This is a genomic window from Saccharopolyspora galaxeae (assembly GCF_016526145.1).
In the GTDB taxonomy this organism is placed as follows: domain Bacteria; phylum Actinomycetota; class Actinomycetes; order Mycobacteriales; family Pseudonocardiaceae; genus Saccharopolyspora_C; species Saccharopolyspora_C galaxeae.
In genome coordinates this window covers 201122-221562 of record NZ_JADDUE010000002.1, presented here as the reverse complement: position 1 = coordinate 221562, position 20441 = coordinate 201122, and the positions used below count along the sequence as shown (strand labels likewise).

At 72.1% G+C, this 20441-nt stretch carries 20 protein-coding genes; 3 read left to right on the top strand and 17 right to left on the bottom strand.

Going from position 1 to position 20441, the window contains the following annotated elements:
* Window positions 1-271 precede the first annotated feature (271 nt).
* Together INP57_RS05330 and INP57_RS05325 are read right to left on the bottom strand one after the other, a co-directional pair.
* Window positions 272-529 (bottom strand): glutaredoxin family protein, encoded by a 258-nt coding sequence (locus INP57_RS05330; protein ID WP_200068915.1) that lies wholly within the window; start codon window positions 527-529, stop codon window positions 272-274.
* Window positions 530-601: 72 nt separating this feature from the next.
* Window positions 602-2101 (bottom strand): AMP-binding protein, encoded by a 1500-nt coding sequence (locus INP57_RS05325; RefSeq protein ID WP_200068914.1) that lies wholly within the window; start codon window positions 2099-2101, stop codon window positions 602-604.
* Between the two features lie 292 nt (window positions 2102-2393).
* Between INP57_RS05325 and INP57_RS05320 the strand changes: the two genes are divergently transcribed.
* Together INP57_RS05320 and INP57_RS05315 are read left to right on the top strand one after the other, a co-directional pair.
* Window positions 2394-3062 (top strand): sigma-70 family RNA polymerase sigma factor, encoded by a 669-nt coding sequence (locus INP57_RS05320; protein WP_200068913.1) that lies wholly within the window; start codon window positions 2394-2396, stop codon window positions 3060-3062.
* Window positions 3063-3429: 367 nt separating this feature from the next.
* Window positions 3430-4290 carry an HAD family hydrolase gene (locus INP57_RS05315; protein ID WP_200069366.1) on the top strand — a complete coding sequence of 287 codons (861 nt, stop codon included), beginning with the start codon at window positions 3430-3432 and terminating at the stop codon, window positions 4288-4290.
* A gap of 17 nt (window positions 4291-4307) precedes the next feature.
* Here INP57_RS05315 and INP57_RS05310 read toward each other — a convergent pair whose 3' ends face one another.
* From INP57_RS05310 to proC, 5 genes are all read right to left on the bottom strand, one after another.
* Window positions 4308-5249 carry a lysophospholipid acyltransferase family protein gene (locus INP57_RS05310; RefSeq protein WP_200068912.1) on the bottom strand — a complete coding sequence of 314 codons (942 nt, stop codon included), beginning with the start codon at window positions 5247-5249 and terminating at the stop codon, window positions 4308-4310.
* Between the two features lie 11 nt (window positions 5250-5260).
* Complete coding sequence (locus tag INP57_RS05305; protein ID WP_200068911.1) at window positions 5261-6295, bottom strand: NAD-dependent epimerase/dehydratase family protein; 1035 nt, start codon at window positions 6293-6295, stop codon at window positions 5261-5263.
* Between the two features lie 303 nt (window positions 6296-6598).
* Window positions 6599-6700: a 30S ribosomal protein bS22 gene (locus INP57_RS05300; RefSeq protein ID WP_003402602.1), complete on the bottom strand. Its 102-nt coding sequence runs from the start codon at window positions 6698-6700 to the stop codon at window positions 6599-6601.
* Window positions 6701-6920: 220 nt separating this feature from the next.
* Window positions 6921-7145 carry a helix-turn-helix domain-containing protein gene (locus INP57_RS05295; RefSeq protein WP_200068910.1) on the bottom strand — a complete coding sequence of 75 codons (225 nt, stop codon included), beginning with the start codon at window positions 7143-7145 and terminating at the stop codon, window positions 6921-6923.
* A 162-nt stretch (window positions 7146-7307) separates the two neighbouring features.
* Entirely contained in the window at window positions 7308-8117 is an 810-nt protein-coding gene (gene proC, locus INP57_RS05290; protein WP_200068909.1) for a pyrroline-5-carboxylate reductase, read from the bottom strand.
* 107 nt (window positions 8118-8224) lie between these two features.
* On the opposite strand from proC, the gene INP57_RS05285 reads away from it, so the two are divergent.
* Complete coding sequence (locus INP57_RS05285; RefSeq protein ID WP_200068908.1) at window positions 8225-9847, top strand: long-chain fatty acid--CoA ligase; 1623 nt, start codon at window positions 8225-8227, stop codon at window positions 9845-9847.
* Between the two features lie 103 nt (window positions 9848-9950).
* Here INP57_RS05285 and INP57_RS05280 read toward each other — a convergent pair whose 3' ends face one another.
* The 10 genes from INP57_RS05280 to mshA form a co-directional block, all read right to left on the bottom strand.
* Window positions 9951-10229 carry a hypothetical protein gene (locus INP57_RS05280; protein WP_200068907.1) on the bottom strand — a complete coding sequence of 93 codons (279 nt, stop codon included), beginning with the start codon at window positions 10227-10229 and terminating at the stop codon, window positions 9951-9953.
* A 72-nt stretch (window positions 10230-10301) separates the two neighbouring features.
* Window positions 10302-11102, bottom strand: coding sequence for a thioesterase family protein (locus tag INP57_RS05275; protein WP_295143913.1), 801 nt, complete (start codon window positions 11100-11102; stop codon window positions 10302-10304).
* Window positions 11103-11197: 95 nt separating this feature from the next.
* A complete protein-coding gene (locus INP57_RS05270) occupies window positions 11198-12085 on the bottom strand; it encodes a sugar phosphate isomerase/epimerase family protein (protein ID WP_200068906.1) in 888 nt (295 codons plus the stop codon).
* A 95-nt stretch (window positions 12086-12180) separates the two neighbouring features.
* The gene (locus INP57_RS05265; protein ID WP_200068905.1) at window positions 12181-13647 is read right to left on the bottom strand and encodes an Rv0497 family membrane protein; all 1467 of its coding nucleotides are present in this window, start codon (window positions 13645-13647) and stop codon (window positions 12181-12183) included.
* Window positions 13644-14699, bottom strand: a complete 1056-nt coding sequence (locus INP57_RS05260; RefSeq protein WP_200068904.1) for a Ppx/GppA family phosphatase — start codon at window positions 14697-14699, stop codon at window positions 13644-13646. The genes INP57_RS05265 and INP57_RS05260 overlap by 4 nt, the downstream gene beginning before the upstream one ends.
* An 82-nt stretch (window positions 14700-14781) precedes the next feature.
* On the bottom strand, window positions 14782-15462 hold the full coding sequence (locus INP57_RS05255) for a winged helix-turn-helix domain-containing protein (RefSeq protein WP_200068903.1): 681 nt from the start codon (window positions 15460-15462) through the stop codon (window positions 14782-14784).
* Entirely contained in the window at window positions 15459-16739 is a 1281-nt protein-coding gene (locus tag INP57_RS05250; protein WP_200068902.1) for a sensor histidine kinase, read from the bottom strand. The genes INP57_RS05255 and INP57_RS05250 overlap by 4 nt, the downstream gene beginning before the upstream one ends.
* Window positions 16740-17099: 360 nt before the next feature.
* Window positions 17100-17846: a phosphoglyceromutase gene (locus INP57_RS05245; RefSeq protein WP_200068901.1), complete on the bottom strand. Its 747-nt coding sequence runs from the start codon at window positions 17844-17846 to the stop codon at window positions 17100-17102.
* Window positions 17847-18557: 711 nt separating this feature from the next.
* Window positions 18558-19100, bottom strand: coding sequence for a type III secretion system chaperone family protein (locus INP57_RS05240; protein ID WP_200068900.1), 543 nt, complete (start codon window positions 19098-19100; stop codon window positions 18558-18560).
* Window positions 19097-20389 (bottom strand): D-inositol-3-phosphate glycosyltransferase, encoded by a 1293-nt coding sequence (gene mshA / locus INP57_RS05235; RefSeq protein WP_200069364.1) that lies wholly within the window; start codon window positions 20387-20389, stop codon window positions 19097-19099. The genes INP57_RS05240 and mshA overlap by 4 nt, the downstream gene beginning before the upstream one ends.
* Window positions 20390-20441: the final 52 nt, after the last annotated feature.

Below are 20441 nucleotides of genomic sequence, written 5' to 3'. Positions count from 1 at the left end.
ACGGGGTGCGAACCGCCGACTCCGCTGGCACGGCTCCGTCGACCACCGTAGCCACTTGTGAAGACGGGCACAAAGTCCGCGTGCGCTGCCTACGACGGCCGCACGAGCACCCCGCTCCATGATGTCCGAAACGCCGCCGGGAACCAAAACGGCTGGTCAGCGCGATGGCTGAGAATGCCCCCGCGAGCGGCGGAGGCGGTGCTGCCGGGTACCGGCGGATCAGTCGTTGATCTTGAACGGTGCCGAACGACACATGCCAGGACAGCCGTGCTCAGCGCTGCAGCGCCGCCCGCAACCGCGCGGGCTCGACCTTCCAGAAGCCGTGCTCGGCGCCGTCCACCAGGATCACCGGGACCCGGTCGCCGTACTCGGCGCGCTGCTCGGCGTCCGCGTCGACGTCCTCGGTCGTGCAGCGGGCGCCGAGTTCGGAGCAGATCTCGCGCACCGCGGTCACCGCCTCGTCGCAAAGGTGGCACTGCTCGCGCACCAGCACCGTCACCGCGTGCCCGCTGCCCGGCTGCTCGGACACCGCCACCTCCCCGCTTCGTTCGGCCCGCTTCGTTCGGCCCGCGTCGTTCGCCGTCCGACCGTACTGAACGGCTCACTCGGCCGGCCGCGAGCCGCGCAGCGGCCTGCGGGCGACCTTGCCCGTCGGCGAGTGCGGCAACGAGGCCGCGAACACGACCGACGCGGGCACCTTGAACTTCGCCAGCCGCGCGGCGCAGTGCTCGCGCACGCCGTCCGCGGTGAGCCCCGCGTCCGGATCGGCGACCACGACGGCTTTGATCGTTTCGCCCTGCGCCTCGTCCGGCACGCCGATCGCGGCCGCCTCCCGCACCCCGGGCAGCTCGGCCAGCACCGACTCGATCTCGTGCGGGAACACGTTGAAACCGTGCACCACGATCAGGTCGGTGGCCCGGTCCACCAGGTGCAGGTCACCGTCGGCGTCGAAGTAGCCGACGTCGCCGGTGCGGAACCAGCCGTCCTGGTCCGGGCCGTGCACCGCGTCCGGCCAGTAGCCGCGGAACAGGTTCGGCCCGCGCGCCGCTACCCGCCCGGTGTCCCCTTCCTCGATGGACGAACCGTCGGCGTCGACCAGCCGCAGCTGCACGTCCGGCAGCGGGCGGCCCACCGAACCCGGCTTCGCCCGCGCGCTGGCCAGCGTCGTGGTCAGCACCGGACCGGTCTCGGTGAGCCCGTAGCCCTCGAAGATGTCCAGCCCGGTCGCCGAGCGCACCGCCGTGGCCACGTCCACGCCCAGCGGAGCGGCGCCGGAGGTCAGCAACCGGACCGTCGACATGCTTTGCCGCAGGCGCTGCGCCGGGACCTTCAGCCACGCCTGGTACATCGGCGGCACGCCGACCACGGCGGTGACCCGGAATTCGGCGATCGCGGCCAGAGCCTCCTCCGGGTCGAACTCGGGCAGCAGCACCGCCGTGGCGCCGACCGAGGCGACCTGCAGCAGCCCAGGGCCGAGCCCGTAGACGTGGTACATCGGCAGCGCGAGCAGCACCCGGTCGGCGGCGTTGACCGGCATCGGCCGCAGCCGCGCGCATTGGCGCACGTTGGCCAGCAGCGCCGAGTGCGACAGCATCGCGCCGCGCGCGGGCCCGGAGGTGCCCGAGGTGTAGCAGAGCACGGCCAGGTCGCTGCCCGGTGACTCGACCTCAGCCCCGGCCGCTTCGGTGTCCACCGTCGGCGCCAGCACCGCGACCCCGTCGAACGACTCGTTGCCCAGCAACAGCCGTGCACCGCTGTCCTCGAGCACGCGCAACGTCTCGAGCCGCGGAGACGCGGGGGACAGCGGCACGGCGATGGCACCGGCGCGCAGCACCGCGAACAGCGCGACGCAGAACTCCACGCCGTTCGGCAGCGCCATCGCGACCCGGTCGCCGGGCTGCACGCCGGCCGCGCGCAGCCGCAGGGCTTGCCCGGTCACCGCGGCGTCCAGTTCGGACCAGGTCAGTTCGCGACCGGTGCCCGCGTCCAGCACCGCCGGGTGCTGCGGCCCGCGTTCGGCGGCCGACCGCAGCAGGCGCGCCAGGTTCGGGTCCTGCTCGGCACCGCCGCCCAGCAGCGGCGGGCAGGTTTCGGCCGACATGGCTGCACCTCCTTTCGGGCGCCGGTCAAACGGGTGGTCCGGCACCGGGCTGACCCCCGCAGTCTTGCACGGAGTGTTTTACGTCACCCGAGCGCGCGTCCCGCATGCCGCGCAAACCGCGATGAATCCGAGACCTGCAAGCACTACCTACTTCTGAGTAACAACCCGTATGCTCCGGCGCACGCCCCCGACTCAGATCGTTGCACCAGGCCAGCAGCCAACTCGGTGACCCGGGGTGCGGCGGTCGGCACCGCGGCAGGGTCGCCCCCACGGCAGGAGGTCGGTCGAAACAATGCCCACCAGCACGCTGCCCAGCCCGGCACCATCGCCCGCTACGGCACCGGCCACCGGCCGGCACGCGGGCCTCGCGGCACGCAGGCACGCACCGACCCGTCCGGCCGCGGCGCCGCACAGCGACAGCTGGCGCCACGTCGACGCGGCGCAGAACGGCGACAACGACGCCTTCGGCAGGCTCTACGACGAGTACTCGCACATCGTCTACCGGTACGTGCTGTTCCGGGTCAGCGATCACTGCCTGGCCGAGGACATCACCAGCGAGACCTTCCTGCGGGCGCTGCGGCGCATCGCGACCGTCAGCTACCAGGGCCGGGACGTGGCCGCGTGGTTCATCACGATCGCCAAGAACCTCGTGCTCGACCACGTGAAGTCCAGCCGCAACCGGCTGGAGGTCCCGGCCGCCGACCTCACCGACACGCACCGGCCGCAGACCCAGTGCGGGCCGGAGCAGCAAGTGCTCGACGCCGCCACCCAGCACGAGCTGTTGCACTGCGTCCGGCAGCTCAACCCGGACCAGCGGGAGTGCATCCGACTGCGATTCATGCAGGGGCTCTCGGTCACCGAGACCGCGCAGCGGATGCAGCGCGGAGAAGGGGCGGTCAAAGCCCTGCAGCATCGCGCGGTGCGCCGCCTCGCGCACCTGCTGCCGGACGACGTGCGCTGAGCGAACGGATCACGATCATGTTCCGGCCGGGTCGATCGGCGTGGACCGGGCCAACCGGACGGCAGGCAGCCTCTAAGCTGGGAGCCTGCTGATCCGGGTCGCCGCGCCGGCGGCAACGGCCCGCGCACCAGCCACCAGACCAGGAGACACACCAAGCCGGAGACCGGGAGGCGCGGCGGTGCCGACACGTCCAGGCTCAGCCGGAGGCCAGGGCGACGGCTGTCCGGGCGACGACCAGCGCAGCCTCGGCGGGCACGATGCCGACCAGCCGAACCGGAACGGCACCGGCGACGGCCCGGCCGAAGGCCGCGCGCGCAACGGCCGGGGCAGCGACGATCCGAACGGCCCGGTTCCGGCGCAGCTCCCGCTGGACAGCGCGAAGCTCGCCGGACGCGCCTCCGCGGAGGCCGCCGTCGCCGGTGCCGAACCGGACGGCGCGCTGGCCGCGCCCCCCGACCTCACCGCGGCGGCGTTCTTCGACGTGGACAACACGATGATGATGGGCGCGTCGCTGTTCCACTTCGCCCGCGGGATGGCCGCGCGGAAGTTCTTCACCGCCGCCGACCTGGCCGGATTCGCCTGGCAGCAGCTCAAGTTCCGCGTCGGCGGCCGGGAGAGCGCGGGCGACGTGCAGGCCAGCCGGGAGCAGGCGCTGTCGTTCGTGGCCGGGCGCAGCGTCGCCGAGCTGGTCGAACTCAGCGAGGAGATCTACGACGAGCTGCTGGCCGACCGGATCTGGGCGGGCACCCGCGCGCTGGCCCAGATGCACCTGGACGCCGGTCAGCGGGTGTGGCTGGTCACCGCGACCCCGGTGGAGCTGGCGCAGATCATCGCGCGGCGGCTCGGGCTGACCGGAGCGCTCGGCACGGTGGCCGGGCACGCCGACGGTGTCTACACCGGCCGGCTGGTCGGGGAGATGCTGCACGGCCGGGCCAAGGCGCACGCGGTGCGCGCCCTCGCGGCCAGCGAGGGGCTGGACCTGCGCCGCTGCACCGCGTACTCGGACTCGGCCAACGACGTGCCGATGCTGTCCGCGGTGGGCACCGCGGTCGCGGTGAACCCGGACCAGCGCTTGCGGGACATCGCGCGCTCGCGCGGCTGGGAGATCCGCGACTTCCGCACCGGCCGCAAGGCGGCCCGCATCGGCGCGCAGTCGATGCTCGGCGCCGGTGCCGTGGCCGGAGCGATCGCCGCAGGACTCGCCTACCGGCGCCGGGACCGCTCCTGAGCGAGGCGGCGGGCTGTTCAGCCGAGGAAGACGCTGCGGCGCTGGGAGAGCAGCCGGTAGAGGGTCTGCTGGATGATCTCCCGGACCTGGTCGCTGAGGCTGAACACCACCATCGGATCGTCCGCGGCGCCGTCCCCGTACGAAGCGGTCTCCACCGGCTCGCCGAACTCGATGTACCACTTCGACGGCAGCGGAACCGCCCCGAGCGGCCCGAAGTGCGGGAAGAACGGCGTCACCGGGAAGTACGGCAGCCCCAGCAGCCGGGCCAGCGGCTTGAGGTCGCCGATCTTCGGGTAGATCTCCTCCGCGCCGACGATCGAGCAGGGCACGATCGGCACCCCGGTCCGCATCGCCGCCGAGACGAACCCGCCGCGGCCGAACCGCTGCAACTTGTAGCGGTCCCGGAACGGCTTGCCGACGCCCTTGAAGCCCTCCGGCCACACCCCGACCAGCTCGCCAGCCCGCATCAGCCGCTCCGCGTCCGGGTTGCAGGCCAGCGTGTGCCCGGCCTTGCGGGCGATGGACCCGACCACCGGCAGCCGGAACACCAGGTCCGCGCCCAGCATCCGCAGGTGCCGCCCGGGATCGTGGTGATCGCGCAGCGCCACCGTCGTCATCAGCGCGTCCAGCGGCAGCGTGCCGGAGTGGTTCGCGACGACCAGCGCGCCAGAGTCGGGCACGTTGTGCAGCCCGATGGTCTCGACCCGGAACCACTTCTCGTACAGCGGCCGCAGCGGCGGCACGACGAGGTGGTCGGTGAGGTCCTCGTCGAAGCCGAACTCGTCCACCCGGTAGTCGCCGAGCAGCCGGCGCCGGGCGAAGGCCATCGCATCGGCGACCGCGTCCTCCCAGCCGCCGTCCGCGGGCACCGCGTCCGGCACCGGCGCCACCGGCCCGCGGCGGGTTCCGGGGCCGCGCTGCTCCGCCGGGTGCAGCGGGATCACGCGCGCATCAGCCATCAGGTCTCCCATCACCGCAGTCGGGCGAGCAGGTCACCGACGCCGTGCTCCAGCGCGGTGACGCGCTCCGGGTCGATCACCGGGTGCAGGTCCCGCCCGCGCACGAAGTCGTCGAACGCCTGCTGGGTCGTCCAGCGCGGGGTGAACCCGAAGCGCTCCCGCAGCTTCGTGGTGTCCACCACCCGGCCGAAGTTGAGGAACCGCATCTGCTCGGGGGAGAAGTCCACCAGCCGGGCACCGCGGAAGAACCGGCTCATCGCGGGCACCCCCAGCCGCGGCACCGGGACCGCGACGCGACCGGCGCGGCGGATCGCCTGCGAGAGCATCAGGACCCCGTCGCCGCCGACGTTGAAGACCCCGGGCAACGCCTGCGCGGTCGCCTTCTCCAGCACCGCCAGCGCGTCCTCGGAGTGCAGCAGCTGCATCCGGGCGTCGTAGCCGAGCACGGTCGGCACCAGCGGCAGGGCGAAGTAGCGGGTGAGGTCGGCGTCGATGCGCGGTCCGATCAAGTGCGTGAACCGCAGCGTCGTGATGTCCACGTCGGGCCTGCGCCTGCCGAAGCCGCGCACGTAGCCCTCGATCTCCCCGGCGTCCTTGGCGTAACCGGAGGACGGCACGTCCTTGGGTTCCATGTCCTCGGTGAACACCGCCGGATCGCGCGGGCTCGCGCCGTAAACGGCGGTCGTGGACTTCACCACCAGCCTGCGCACCAGCGGCGATTTCTGGCAGGCGGCCAGCAGTTGCATGGTGCCGATGACGTTGAGCTCCTTCATCGCGGCCCGCCCTTCGGGGCCGGCGTTCGAGCTCACCGCCGCGTGCACGACCGTGTCCACGTTCGCCCCGGAGATCACCTTGGCGATCAGCGGGTTGCGGATGTCGGCGCGCACGAACTCGGTGCGGCCGAGCCTGCGCTGCAGGTCCGGACGCGGCGGGGCGGTGTCCACGCCGAGCACTCGTTCGATCGCGGGGTCCGCGGCCAGCCGGGCGGCGAGGTGCCCGCCGAGGAAGCTGCTGACGCCGGTCACGAGCACGACGTTCGGCACCATGGTTCTCCCCGAGATGTGCGGCCGGAAAGCGATCGCTCGCGCTTGCGCGAACCAGCGCGGCACCGAAAGCACGAACCTCGCTCGTGATGCTACCGAGAGCGCGCGAGGCCCCGGTTACGTGCGCGGAAACGCCGAGGGCGATCGGTGGGAACCCCAACAGCGCACCCGGAGCCGGGCAACCCGAGATCGCGTACACCACCGGAGCGGGTGGTAAACGAACCGCCGCCGACCGCAACGGGTCGGCGGCGGTGCAAAACGCCGGGCGGCGCGCCCCCGGGTACCGGGTCGCGTCGGCGCGAGGTCTTACTTGCCCAACTTGCGACGCTGGACGCGGGTCCGGCGCAGAAGCTTGCGGTGCTTCTTCTTGGACATGCGCTTGCGGCGCTTCTTGATGACCGAGCCCATGCGGCATCCTTCGCTGTCGGCGGTGCTACGAATCCCGTGCCGGTGCGGGCCGCTCCCTGGCGCAGCCGGTGTGGCACCGGCACCAGGCACGAACGATCCCGCAGCTTACCGCGCCGCCGGTGCCGCCCTGACGGAGTGGTCCCGGCACGGCGGCACGGCGTGCGCGGCGAGCACCGCGCTCGAACAGCGAATCCGTTGCTGCGGAGCGAAAAACCGCTCCTCAACCCGCGTTGTAGTAGGCGTGCTCCAGGTAGTGGTGCACGTCGCTCTCCGCCACGCGGAAGGAACGGCCCACTCGCGCGGCGGGGAGCTCACCTGCGTGCACCAGCCGGTACACGGTCATCTTGGACACCCGCATCATCCTGGCCACCTCGGCCACGGTGAGGAACTGCACCTGACCGGCCTGCGGGGGCGCTTGCTGGCTGGGTTCCGAGTTCGCGGACATGCTTCACCGAGCCCTTCGCACACCACGCTCCGCCGGCTTCCCCTCCGGCGGACACTGCACGGGCGTGCCCTGTCGAGAGTAGCGGGACGGCTGGGATGGCTGCGATGCACGAACGACCCGGTTTCAGGAGTTTGCGCCCGTCAGCGGCGGGGAAGCGGGCGCTCAGTCGTGCGCGCGGCCCAGTTCCGCCGATCGGTTCCTGGCGGCCTCGACGGCGTCGGTGAGCGCGGCGCGCACCCCGTGCTTGTCGAGTTCGCGGATGCCCGCGGCGGTCGTGCCCGCCGGGGACGTCACCGCTTCGCGCAGCAGCGCCGGATGGTTCTCCGGTCCGTCGCGCAGCATCGTGGCCGCGCCCATCGCGGCCTGCACCACCAGGTCCTTGGCGGTGCCGCGCGGGACGCCGAGCAGGACTCCCGCGTCCGTCATGGCCTCGACCAGGTAGAAGAAGTAGGCGGGCCCGGACCCGGACAGCGCGGTCACCGCGTCCTGCTGCTGCTCCGGCACGCGCGCCACGCGGCCGACGCTGCCGAGCAGTTCCTCCGCCAGGTCCAGGTGCTCGTCGGTGGCGTGCGCGCCGCCGGAGATCGCGCTCATCGCCTCGCCCACCAGCATCGGAGTGTTCGGCATGACGCGGATGACCGGCGTGCCCTCGGCCAGCCGCCGCTCGAAGAGCTTGGCGGGCAGACCCGCGCACATCGACACCAGCAGCTTGTCCGGCCCCAGCAACGGCGCGACCTCGTCCAGCAGCGGGTCGATGTCCTGCGGCTTGACCGCCACCACCAGCACGTCCGCGCGGTTCGCCGCGGTGGGCACGTCGACGTGCTCGATGCCGTACTTCCCGGTCAGTTCGGCGGCCCGCTGCGAGTAGCGCTCGGTGAACATCAGCTCGGCCGGGGCACGCCCGGCGTCCAGCAGCCCCGCGAGCAGCGACTCGCCGATCTTGCCCGCTCCGAGTACGGCAATGGTCTTCATGCGGCACAGGGTGCCAGAACACCTGGAGTAGACCCTCCCCCAGGCGGCGGGCGCGCGGTTAGTGTGTCCGCACCCTGAAGCGTGCCGGACGAGGAGGTCCGAATCCGATGCTGAGCACCATGCACGACGGCCCGCTGTCGATCGCCAGGATCCTGGCACAAGGCACCGGTCCGCACGGCTCCTCCGAGGTCGTGACCTGGACCGGCGCGGAGCCGAGGCGGCGCAGCTACGCCGAGGTCGGCAGGCGGGTGGCTCAGCTGGCGCACGCGCTGCGGCAGCTCGGCGTCACCGGTGACCAGCGGGTCGCCACGTTCATGTGGAACAACGCCGAGCACCTGGAGACCTACCTGGCGGTGCCGTCGATGGGCGCCGTGCTGCACACGCTGAACATCCGGCTGTTCCCGGAGCAGATCACTTACATCGCCGACCACGCCGAGGACCACGTGGTCGTCGTGGACGGCAGCCTGCTGCCGCTGTTCGGGAAGATCCTGCCGACGCTGAGCACCGTCCGGCACGTGATCGTCGCCAACGGCGACGCGTCGGCCCTGGAAGCGCCCGCGGGCGTTCAGGTGCACGACTACGACCAGCTGCTGCGCGGCCACCCGGACACCTTCGACTGGCCCGAAGTGGACGAACACGCCGCCGCCGCGATGTGCTACACCTCCGGCACCACCGGCAACCCGAAGGGCGTCGTCTACTCGCACCGCTCGATCTGGCTGCACTCGATGCAGGTGTGCATGTCGGACGGGATGGGCCTGGCGCAGTCCGACCGCGGGCTGGCCGTGGTGCCGATGTTCCACGCCATGTCCTGGGGCCTGCCCTACGCCGCGTTGATGGTCGGCGCCTCGCTGGTGATGCCGGACCGGTTCTTGCAGCCCGAGCCGCTGGTGCGGATGCTCAGCACGCTGCACCCGACGATGGCGGCCGCGGTGCCGACGATCTGGCAGGGCGTGCTGCAGCACCTCGACGCCGATCCGCAGGACATCTCCGCGCTGCGGGAGGTCGTGGTGGGCGGCTCGGCGTGCCCGCCCTCGCTGATGCGGAGCTTCCAGGAGCGCTACGGCGTGCCGGTGCTGCACGCGTGGGGCATGACCGAGACCTCGCCGCTGGGCAGCGTCGCGCGCCCGCCCGCCGCCGCGACCGGCGAGGCGCAATGGCCCTACCGGGAGTCGCAGGGCCGGCTGTCGTCTGCCGTCGAGGCGCGGCTGATCGGCGAGGGCGGCACCGAGCAGCCGTGGGACGGCAAGAGCGTCGGTGAGCTGGAGGTGCGCGGCCCGTGGGTCGCCTCGTCCTATTACCGCGACGACGACCCGGACAAGTTCGACGACGGCTGGCTGCGCACCGGCGACGTCGGCACGCTGTCCCCGGACGGCTTCCTGCGGCTGACCGACCGGGCCAAGGACGTGATCAAGTCCGGTGGCGAGTGGATCTCCTCGGTGGAGCTGGAGAACCAGATCGTCGCGCACCCCGCCGTGGCCGAGGCGATGGTCGTCGGCGTGCCGGACGAGAAGTGGGACGAGCGGCCGCTTGCCGCCGTGGTGCTGCTCGATGGCCAGCAGGCCGACGCCGCCGAGCTGCGGGAGTTCCTGACCGGGCGGGTCGCCAAGTGGCAGGTTCCGGACCACTGGGCGTTCCTGGCGGAGGCACCGAAGACCAGCGTCGGCAAGTACGACAAGAAGCATCTGCGCAAGCAGCACGCCGAAGGCGGCTTGGACATCAAGCACGCCTAGGACCCCTGATCGGCGATCGCCGGAGGGGCCGCCGCGCCATCGGCCGAATCGTGCTGGTGATCCGGCGCCGACCGCGGCCTTGCGAGGCCGCGGTCGGCGCGGGTCACTCCTCGGTCTGCTCGGACTCGTCCGCGGCATCGGACTCCGCGGAGTCGATCGACTTCTCCTTCTTGCGCTCCGCTCCGGAGAACGTGCCCTGCAGGTCCTCCAGGTGCTCCCGCGCCAGATGCGTCAGGTGCAGCGACCGGTCGTAGGCGGCGCCCTGCACGGTCGGCTGCGCCGCCGCGGTCCACTGCTCCTGCGCACCGCAGAGCTTGCAGAACTGCCCGCCGCCGGAGTGCCGGTACTCCTGCTGCAGCGGGTGGATGCGCACGGTGGGCACGGTGATCTCCCTCGTTCGACGGTGGCGGACCGCCAGCCTAACCCCGGCACCGCGGCACGACGCCGACGTCGATCAGTCCGGCGCGCGCAACGGGCTCAGCGCGAGCTGCCTCGCCTGGCACACCAGCTTGCCGGTGGAGTCGATCACCAGCGTGTCCTCGTCGAACCAGGCACCGTGCACCGCCTTCGACTCCACCACCAGCCGCAGCCAGCCGTTCGCCGGGCGCGCCCGCAGCAGCGCCGTGAGCTGCACCGTCGGCGACCAGCCGAACCTGCCCAGGTTGAACGTCACGGGCATCGTCAGGTCGCCTGCGACCAGGCCGAACAGCACGTCCGGCTGCCCGGCGTGCGGTCGCACCCACAGCCGCAGCCGCAGCGGATCCGAGGTGCTGCCGCGCAGGAAACCGGCACCGCGCGGATCGATCCGCATGTCGCAGGTGCGCGTGAGGCCCGGCGCGGCGCGGGTGTCCGGGTTGGCGAGGTCGACCGCGTCCTGCGGCGGATTCACCGGCATCTCCGGCAGGTCCGAGTACGCCGGTTCCTCGTCCGGCAGCTCGCCGAGCGTGATCATGGCGTCCACGCAGGTCTGCCCGCTCTGCTCCAGCACCGAGCGCACCGCGGTCACGGTCCGCCCGGCCTTGAGCCGTTCGGTGCGCAGCAGCACCGGGCCCACCTTCGGCGGGCGCAGGTATTGCGCGCTGACCGAGAGCGGTTGCAGCGAACCGCCGCCGACGGCTGCCCGGCTCAGCAGGGCCAGCAAGTAGCCGCCGTGCGGACGTTCGCCCACCGCCCAGTCGGGGTGCAGATCGGCGGCGAACGTGCCGTTGCCGAGCGGTCGGATGGCGAGGGTGTCGAAGAAGGGGGTGGCGTTCACGCGTGGCCTGCGAAGTGCCGGCGCGGCCCGTTTCCGGGCGAGACGCGCAGATTATTCATGAGCACGATTCTACGAACCCGCGAGGAAGTTGATCACTACCCGGTGTGCGGAGCATCCTGTCGAGGCGCGCCCGGCGCCTGCAGGTGCAGCCGGCAGAACACCAGCGCCTCCGCGAGCTGCGCAGCCCGTTCCTGCGGTGTGCGCGCCTTGCGGGTGTTGACCTCCAGCACCACCGAGCCGGGATACCCGTCCGCGGCCAGCGCCTCGCAGACCTGCGCGCACGGCTGGCCGCCGTGGCCGGGGACGAGATGTTCATCACGCGGAGCGCCGGTGCCGTCCGCCAGGTGCACGTGCGCCAGCCGGTCCTGCATCCGCTTGTACAGCTCCAGCACGTCCGCGTGCGCCGCCGCGGCGTGCGAGATGTCCAGCGTGTAGCTGCGGTAGCCGACGTCGGTCGGGTCCGGGGAGGGTGTGAACGCCGACAGCCCCGAAGACCGGCCGCCGCGCAACCGGTTCAGCCGGTTCGGCGGGCGGATCGGGAACATGTTCTCCACCGCGACCCGGATGCCGCTGGTCTCCTCCAGCTCGCCGACCAGCTCGCCGAAGCCGTCGGCGTAGCGGCGCTGCCAGCGGAACGGGGGATGCACCACGACCGTCGAGGCACCGAGATCACTCGCGGCCGCCACCGCCCGGCGCAGCCGCTCCTCCGGTTCCGGCGACCACACCCGCTGCGTGATCAGCAGGCACGGCGCGTGCACCGCGAGGATCGGCACCCCGTGCTCCTGCGCCAGCCGGTGCAGCGCGTCGACGTCCTGGCTGACCGCGTCCGCCCACACCATCACCTCGACCCCGTCGAAGCCCAGGTCGGCGGCCATCTCGAAAGCAGCCCGCGCGGGCTGCGGCCACACCGAGGCGCTGGACAGGCCCACCGGGATCTCCGGACGCGCTTGGTCGAGCGGAGCCGGCTGTGCTTGCGGTGCCATCTCCTGTCCTACCGTCGCGCTCACCCGCCGCCCGGTGCCGCCCCGCCTTCCCCGGGCAGGCCCGCCGAAGCCGGGCATGCGCGGCGCGACCGGGCTCACTGGCTGATCAGCAGCAGCGCGGCGGGCGACACGGTGCAGATCAGGCCGACCAGCACCGCGAGCAGGATCGTCTGCAGGTCGTCGGTGCGCAAGAACTTCCGGGCGATGAACACCAGCGCACCGGTGATCGCCAGCGCCGCGACCAGCGCGGCGATCGGGATGGAGGTCCACAGCCAGCGGAACGCCACCCAGACCACGCCGCCCGCGACCAGCCCGGCGCCGCCCTGCAGCGCCAGCACCGCCCACTCCTTGCCGGTGGTCTGGTGCGGCTCCTCGTCGTCCGCGTCGTAGTCGGCGCGGTAGTCGTCGGCGTCCATCCCGGCGGGCAGCGCCGCGTCGTAGTCGTCGGCGTCGTAAGCGTCGTAGTCGGCACCACCGGCCGGGTAGTCGTCGTAGTCGCCGCGCGCGTAGTCGTCCTGGCGGTATCCCTCGTAGTCGTAGTCCTCGTAGGGATAGTCGTAGGGGTCGTCCGCAGGCGCGTCCTCGCCGACGCCGGGATAGGCCATCATCGCGGTGCCGTCGCCCGCGCTCCTGGCTTCCGCCTGCACCCGGGGCAGCTGTTCGGTGGCACCTTCGACCGGAGGCGCCGCCATGTTCGACGGGTTCTGCACCGGCGGGACCTGCGAGCCGGTGCCCAGCGGTGGGTGCTGGACCGTCGAGGGCCCGTCCGGGCCCGCCCCGTCACCGGCGTCGGCGGGCGCGTTGCGCGGCGGCGAACCGGCTGCGGCGAACCGGCGGGCCCAGAAGCTCACGCCGCTCTCGCCCACTGCCGGGCCTTCTTCCTCGGCCTGGTGGGCTTCCGGCGGCATGGCGCTGCCGGGCGGAGCTTGACCCGGCTGCGGCGCGGCGCGTTGCGGGCCGGTGGACGGGCCGAACTGTCCGGTGGGCGGCGGTGCTTGCGGGGGCGCTGGGTTCTGGGCAGCCGGATTCTGGGCGGCCGGACTCTGGGCAGCCGAACTCTGGGCGGCCGGATTCTGGGCGGCCGGACTCTGGGCGGCCGGACTCTGGGCGGCCGGACTCTGGGCGGGAGGTGGCTGCGCGGGCGGCGGGCCTGCGGGCGGGGCCTGCGGCGCCGGTGGCTGCGCGTTCGCCGGATTCCCGGCGGGCGGCTGCGCGGTCGGAGCCGGGGCGCTCGGCGGCTGCGCATTCGGAGGTTGGGCGTTCGGGGCCGGACCACCTGCCTGCGGCGGGTTCGGCGGACCGGCGGGCGGCTGCGGAACCGGCGGCTGCTGCGCCCCGCTCGCGGAATCGGCACCGGGCTCCCGGACCTCTTCCTGAATGGCCCGCATCTGCCCGCTGTCCGAGAGCACCCGGTCGATGATCGCCTGCGGAGCCGTTTCGCTCGGGTCCTCGGCACGCCTGCGGCGCCGGTGGGCGCTGCGCTGCGAGCCACCGCCGTACTCGGCGAGCAGCTCCGCGACGGTGCGCTGGCTCGGGTGCTCCGACCCGCTGTCCCGACTCATCGATCCCACCGTGCCGTTTGCTGGGCTTGCCGTCCAGTTCCCCGATCAGCGTGTGCCTGCGCCGCGGGTGTCGACCCGACCGGTGCCCCGACCGATGCAATAGTGCGCATCGCAGTGTGGTCCTCTCCGTTGGCGTGGTCCAGCCGCCGGAGGATGATCCCTTCACGCAGCGCCCACGGGCAGATGTCGAGCTCTTCGACCTGCAGTGCGCGCAGCACCGCCTCGGCGACCAGCGCACCGCTGACCAGCTGGTGCGCGCGGGCGCTGCTCACCCCGTCCAGCGCGGCCAGGTCCGCCGAGGACATCCGGGTGATGAACGCCAGCAGCTGCTGCAACCCGGTGGCGGTGAGCTTGCGCGGCGCCCGCGGACCGGCCGAGGCCGGGGCGGCACCGGTCAGCCGGGCCAGCGAGCGGAACGTCTTGGACGTCGCCACCGCGCGGTCCGGACGCCCGTTCGCGCGGAAGTCCTCTGCGGTCGGCGCGAGCTGCTCGTCCAGCCATTCGCGCAGTTCACCGACCTGCTGCTGGCTCGGCGGATCCTGCGGCAGCCTGGTGCGGTTGACGCGTCCGGCCCCGAGCGGCAGCGAAGCGGCCAGGTCCGGCAGCTCGTCGATGCCGATCGCCATCTCCAGCGAACCGCCACCGATGTCGGCCAGCAGCAACCGCCCGGCCGACCAGCCGAACCAGCGGCGCACGGCGAGGAACGTCAGCCGCGCTTCCTGCTCGCCGCTGAGCACTTGCAGCTCGACACCCGTCTCGTCGTGCACCCGCTGCAGCACTTCCGCGGAGTTCTCGGCTTCCCGGATCGCCGAGGTCGCGAAGCCCATCAGGTCCTCGCAGCCGGTCCGCACCGCCGCGGTTTCGGCTTCCGCGACGGTGCGCACCAGCTCATCGGCGTCGGCCGCGGCCAGTCTGCGCTCCGGGCCGATCCGCTCGGCCAGCCGCAGCACCGTCTTCTCCGAAGTCATCGGGGTCGGATGCGCACCACGAAAGGCGTCCACCACGAGCAGGTGGACGGTGTTTGATCCGACGTCGAGCACCCCTAGGCGCATGTCCGCCAACGTTACCGGCCGCAACCGGGCGGCCGGTCCGGGTGGGGGCGGAAAACCGTTCGAGCCCGGCGCAGCGCCGTTCTCACACCTCGAACTTGTAACCGAGGCCACGCACGGTGACCAGGTACTGCGGTTCCGCAGGGTCCGGTTCCAACTTGGAACGCAGTCGCTTGACGTGCACGTCGAGGGTCTTGGTGTCGCCGACGTAGTCCGCACCCCACACCCGGTCGATCAGCTGGCCGCGGGTGAGCACCCGGCCCACGTTGCGCAGCAGGTACTCCAGCAGGTCGAACTCCTTGAGCGGCAGGCTGATCTCCTCGCCCGCGACCGTGACGACGTGCCGCTCCACGTCCATCCGCACCGGCCCGGCCTCGAGGGCCTGCGGCAGCAGCTCCTCGGCCTCGCCGCCGCGGCGCAGCACCGCGCGCACCCGCGCGATCAGCTCCCGCGCCGAGTACGGCTTGGTGACGTAGTCGTCGGCGCCGAGCTCCAGGCCGACCACCTTGTCGATCTCGCTGTCCCGGGCGGTGACCATGATCACCGGCACCGCGGAGCGCTGCCGCAACTGCTTGCACACGTCGGTGCCGCTCATGCCGGGCAGCATCAGGTCCAGCAGCACGATGTCCGCGCCGTTGCGGTCGAACTCGTCCAGCGCCTCCTGGCCGGTCGGCGCGACCGCCGCGGTGAATCCCTCCTTGCGCAGCATGAACGCCAGTGGGTCGGCGAAGGACTCCTCGTCCTCCACGATCAGCACCCTGGTCACCGGACTCCTCCCGTTTCGACGGTCGTACTCCCGCTGTCGGTCACGGCCCGGCCCGCACCGCGGTCCCGATCCGCCGTTGCGTGCCGGTCGTGCCCCTGTTCGTCCTCGTCCGCGGGTTGCTCCTGCTCACCGGCTGCGCCGGGTTCGGCCTCCTCCTGCCCGGCGCCGTGCCGCGGAATGCGGAGCGTGAACGTGGAGCCGGTGCCGGGCCTGCTCCACAGCTTCACCTCGCCGCCGTGGTTGGCGGCCACGTGCTTGACGATGGCCAGCCCCAGCCCGGTGCCGCCGGTTGCGCGCGAGCGAGCCGGGTCGACCCGGAAGAAGCGCTCGAACACGCGCTGCTGGTGCTGCGGTTCGATGCCGATGCCCCGGTCGGTCACCGCGATCTCGACGAACTCGCCCGCCATCCGGCGGCTGATCGAGACCGGCGAACCGTGCGGGGAGTACGACACCGCGTTGTCGATCAGGTTGCTCAGCGCGGTGACCAGCAACGTGCTGTCGCCGTCCAGCAGCAGGCCGGTCGGCTCGTCCACGGCGATCTCGATGCCCGCGGACTCCGCGGCGACCCGGGAGCGGCCGAGCGCTTCCTCGATCACCGCGTCGACCTCGACGGTGGTCAGCTCCGGCAGCCGTTCCGCGCCCTGCAACCGGGACAGCGCGATCAGCTCGGAGACCAGGGTTCCCAGCCGGGTCGACTCGTGCAGGATCTTGGTGGAGAAGCGGCGCACCTCTTCGGGGTCGTCGGCCGCGTCCAGCACCGCCTCCGCCAGCAGCGCGAGCGCGCCAACGGGAGTTTTCAGCTCGTGCGAAACGTTGGCCACGAAGTCCCGGCGGGTCGCCTCCAGCCGCACCGCGTCGGACTCGTCGCCCGCGTCGATCACGGTGAATCCGTCGCCGAGCGGGCGGACCTCGCCGTGCACCGCCGCGGGCCCCCGCCCGCGCAGCGAGCGGTTGACCGGGGAGAGGTCCACCGCGACCGGTTCCCCGGATTCCAGCGCCTGCCCGGCGGCCGTGCGCGCGCGGACGTCGGCCTGGTTGTCCCGTACGAAGCCGAGTTCGTCGGCGCGCGGGTTGTGCAGCACGACGTCGCCGAAGCGGTTCAGCACGACGATGCCGTTGTTGGTGGCGTGCACCAGCCGCTGCAACAAGTCGGCGACGGTCGGCCCCGCCGGCCTGCGGGGGGTGCGGTGACTCGTCGCCCGCGCGGCCAGGAAGCCGGCCGCCACACCGATCGCCAGCACGCCGATGATCAGGGCGGTATAGCCCAATGCGGTCACGTCAGCATCGTAAGCAGGCGACGGCGGGGGTGGACCAGCCCGCGAGCTCGATCCGTGATGCCCGTGACACGAACCGGCGAGTTCTTCACCCGCGGTTCACCGTCCGGTGCGCGGCGGTTCAGCCGTGGACCGGGCTCGTGTCGCCGCGGGTGGACGCGGCGGAGCCGGAACGCCCGCGCATCTCCTGTTCGAGTGACCGGCTGCGCGGCTACCGAAGGTATCCGTGCCGCCACCCGGCGCATTGCCCGGCGGCGGCACGGTCCTGCTTCGTTCAGCGGCCCTTCGTTCAGCGGCCCTTCGTTCAGCCGCCCTTCGTTCAGCGGCCTGGGTTCAGCCGCCCTGGGTTCAGCCGCCCTGGGTTCAGCGGCCCTGCTTGGCCACGGCCGCGGCGGCCGACGCGGCGGCATCGGGGTCCAGGTAGGTACCGCCCGGGTTGGTCGGTGCCAGGTCGGCGTCGAGGTCGTAGCGCAGCGGGATTCCGGTCGGGATGTTCAGCCCGGCGATGTCCGAGTCGGAGATCCCGTCCAAGTGCTTGACCATCGCGCGCAGCGAGTTGCCGTGCGCGGCGACCAGCACCGTCCGCCCGGCCCGCAGGTCCGGCACCACCGCGCTCTCCCAGTAGGGCAGCAGCCGCGCCACCACGTCCTTGAGGCACTCGGTGCGCGGCATCTCCGCGCCGAGATCGGCGTAGCGCGGGTCGCCTTCCTGGCTGTACTCGTCGGTCGGCTCGATCTCCGGCGGCGGCGTGTCGTAGGAGCGGCGCCAGAGCATGAACTGCTCCTCGCCGTACGTCTCCATCGTCTGCTTCTTGTTCTTGCCCTGAAGCGCGCCGTAGTGCCGCTCGTTGAGGCGCCAGTCCCGGCGCACCGGGATCCAGTGCCGCTCGGCGGTGTCCAGCGCGATGTTGGCGGTGGTGATCGCCCGGCGCAGCAGCGAGGTGTGCAGCACATCGGGCAGCACACCGGTCTCGCGGAGCAGCTCGCCGCCGCGTTGCGCCTCGCCCTTGCCCTTCTCCGACAGGGGGACGTCGACCCAGCCCGTGAACAGGTTCTCGGCGTTCCAGGTGCTTTCCCCGTGCCGCAGCAGTACCAGAGTCCCGACAGTCATGGCTTCAGGTTATGCCAGGGCGCGCGGCGGGCGTGCCGGGCCGTTCGGGGCGGGCGCTCGGCCCTTCACGGTGGACGCGAATTGATCACGTTGCGCCAGCGGGCCACCGTTTCGAGTGACGATCTTCGGGTGCGCGGAGCGACCGCGGCGGCTCGCGGATTTCGTTGCTCTTGTCACCTTACGGTTATCGATTCACCGTGGCGCCGTGACACGTGCGAGCAGGCGATCACTCTGCAGTGCAGGATCTCCGGCCTGCGATTTCGTTGCGTTACGTCCCGTGTCGAATATCACTCGTACGGAGTAATGCGTCGGCCTTGTGGCCAGTGCGTGACTCTGCGAAGTTGTCACTGCTCTCGCTGATCGGCTCCCACGCACTCCCCGATCGCGCGAGAGCGAACGAGCGCGGTTCGTCTCCCCCGTCGATCCGCGCCCCGCCGGGCCTGGGGTGCCCCCCGCCCACTTGGCCCGCTGGCGGGACCCCCACGCGGGGCGGTTCGAGCTCGCGACTCCCCCTCTCTCCCGAGCCGTCCCGCGCGGTCCGCTAGTTCGCAGGCGGACGAATTCCAGCCGCCGTGCCGCTCACACCGCTCTGCTGAGCACGGCGCTGCGCTCACACAGCTGTGCCGAGCACGCAGTTCGGCCGATCACACCGTCGTGTCGAGCACGCAGCTGCGTCGCTCAGGAGTCGGGCCGAGCACGCAGCTGTGCCGATCACCGCGCCTCGCCGACCGGGCTCTCCGGCGCCTGCGCGTCGTCCGCGGGCCACAACGGCCCGTCCCGCCGGACCAGCTCGGTGAACGGCCGGAGGTTCGCCAGCGACTCGCCGCGCGACTCCCGCCAGCCCCACTCCCGCCGGATGGCGGTGCGGAACCCCAGCTCCAGCAGCGTGTTGAAGTCGCCGTCGGCGGCTTCCAGCACCTGGCCCAGCACCCGGTCGAGCTCGTCCGCGGTCACCGCGTGCAAACCGACGCGCCCCACCAAGTAGATGTCGCCGGTGCTGTCGATCGTGTAGTGCACGCCGTAGAGCCTGGCGTTGCGCCGCAGCAGGTAGCGGTAGACGTCCTCGTGCGCCTCGTCCGGCTGCCTGCACACGAACGCCTCCACCACCAGCGCGTGCTCGGCGACGATCAGCCAGCAGTTGGTCTGCAACTTCTTGGTGCCGGGCAAGGTCACGAAGAACCGGCCCGGGGACTCGTGCCGGTAGTCGAGTTCGCTCGAATCGAGCGCGGACTTGATGGTCGCGTCGGCGGTCACGCCGTCACCTCCCGGAAGCTGAACTGCGAGTGGAAAGTTCTCCTCGCTCGCGCATAAGTGTCCAGCAACGCCTCCGTGGTGCGATCCCAGGAGAACCGCTGCGCGTGCTCGACCGTGCCCGCCGCCAGCCGCCGCCGGTGCGCGGGATCGGCGACCGAGCTCAGCGCGTCCGCCCACTGCTCGATGCGGTGCCCCTGCACGAGCAGTCCGGAACGCTCGTCGGCCACTGCGACCGGGAGCCCGCCGACGGCCGCGGCGACCACCGGCGTCCCGCACGCCTGCGCTTCCAGGGCCACCAGGCCGAACGATTCGTTGTAGCTGGGCACCGCGACAACGTCGGCGGCGCGGTAGACGTCGGCCAGCGCCTCGCCGCGCTGCGGCGGCAGGAACCGGACCACGTCGGTGATGCCGAGCTGCGCGGCCAGCTCGTGCAGCGACTCGGGCCGGTCCAGCCCGCTGCCGGACGGACCGCCGACGATCAGCACGGTCAGTTCCGCGCGCAGTTCGGGGCGCCGCCGGAGCAGTTCCGCGGCCGCCCGCAGCAGCACGTCCGGCGCCTTCAACGGCTGGATCCGGCCAACGAACGCGAACACCAGCGACGCGGCGGGCAGCCCCAGCCGAGCCCGCGCCGCATCAGCAGCGCCCGGGGTGAACCGGCGCAGGTCCACTCCCGGCGGGATCGTGGCCACCGCTTCCGGTTCCGCGCCGTAGAGCTCCACCAGATCGGCGGCCTCCACACCGGTGTTCGCGACCAGCCGGTCCGCTTCGGACACGACCTGCTCCTCGCCGACCACGCGGACCCGCGGTTCCGGGGTGTCGCCTTCGGCCAGCGCGGCGTTCTTGACCTTCGCCAAGGTGTGCGCGGTGTGCACCAGCGGGACGCCCCAGCGTTCCCGCGCCAGCCAGCCGACCTGTCCGGACAGCCAGTAGTGCGAGTGGACGATGTCGTAGAAGCCGGGCTCGTGGCGCGCTTCCGCCCGCAACGCGCCTGCCGCGAACGCGCATAACTGGGCGGGGAGCTCGTGCTTGTCCAGCCCCTCGAACGGTCCGGCCACCACGTGCCGCACGGTCACGCCGGGAGCCAGCTCGGCGACGGGCGGCATCTCCGACGAGGTCGCACGGGTGAAGATCTCCACCTCGGTGCCCTGCTCGGCCAGCCTGGTCGCGGTCTGGGCGATGTAGACGTTCATCCCGCCCGCGTCGCCGGTGCCGGGCTGCTCCAGCGGCGAAGTGTGCAACGAGAACACGGCGGCCCGGCGCGGCCGCATCCGGACGGTGCTGGAAGTCATCGGCTGCCCATCGCAGATCGGGAACGCACCACGGCGCCCGAGCTGGTCCGCG

Excerpts from the sequence above, each read along its gene's own strand:
- INP57_RS05325 (WP_200068914.1), bottom strand. The coding sequence starts at position 2,101 with ATGTCGGCCGAAACCTGCCCGCCGCTGCTGGGCGGCGGTGCCGAGCAG.
- INP57_RS05320 (WP_200068913.1), top strand. The coding sequence starts at position 2,394 with ATGCCCACCAGCACGCTGCCCAGCCCGGCACCATCGCCCGCTACGGCA.
- INP57_RS05310 (WP_200068912.1), bottom strand. The coding sequence starts at position 5,249 with ATGGCTGATGCGCGCGTGATCCCGCTGCACCCGGCGGAGCAGCGCGGC.
- INP57_RS05305 (WP_200068911.1), bottom strand. The coding sequence starts at position 6,295 with ATGGTGCCGAACGTCGTGCTCGTGACCGGCGTCAGCAGCTTCCTCGGC.
- INP57_RS05300 (WP_003402602.1), bottom strand. The coding sequence starts at position 6,700 with ATGGGCTCGGTCATCAAGAAGCGCCGCAAGCGCATGTCCAAGAAGAAG.
- INP57_RS05295 (WP_200068910.1), bottom strand. The coding sequence starts at position 7,145 with ATGTCCGCGAACTCGGAACCCAGCCAGCAAGCGCCCCCGCAGGCCGGT.
- proC (WP_200068909.1), bottom strand. The coding sequence starts at position 8,117 with ATGAAGACCATTGCCGTACTCGGAGCGGGCAAGATCGGCGAGTCGCTG.
- INP57_RS05285 (WP_200068908.1), top strand. The coding sequence starts at position 8,225 with ATGCTGAGCACCATGCACGACGGCCCGCTGTCGATCGCCAGGATCCTG.
- INP57_RS05270 (WP_200068906.1), bottom strand. The coding sequence starts at position 12,085 with ATGGCACCGCAAGCACAGCCGGCTCCGCTCGACCAAGCGCGTCCGGAG.
- INP57_RS05265 (WP_200068905.1), bottom strand. The coding sequence starts at position 13,647 with ATGAGTCGGGACAGCGGGTCGGAGCACCCGAGCCAGCGCACCGTCGCG.
- INP57_RS05260 (WP_200068904.1), bottom strand. The coding sequence starts at position 14,699 with ATGCGCCTAGGGGTGCTCGACGTCGGATCAAACACCGTCCACCTGCTC.
- INP57_RS05245 (WP_200068901.1), bottom strand. The coding sequence starts at position 17,846 with ATGACTGTCGGGACTCTGGTACTGCTGCGGCACGGGGAAAGCACCTGG.
- mshA (WP_200069364.1), bottom strand. The coding sequence starts at position 20,389 with ATGACTTCCAGCACCGTCCGGATGCGGCCGCGCCGGGCCGCCGTGTTC.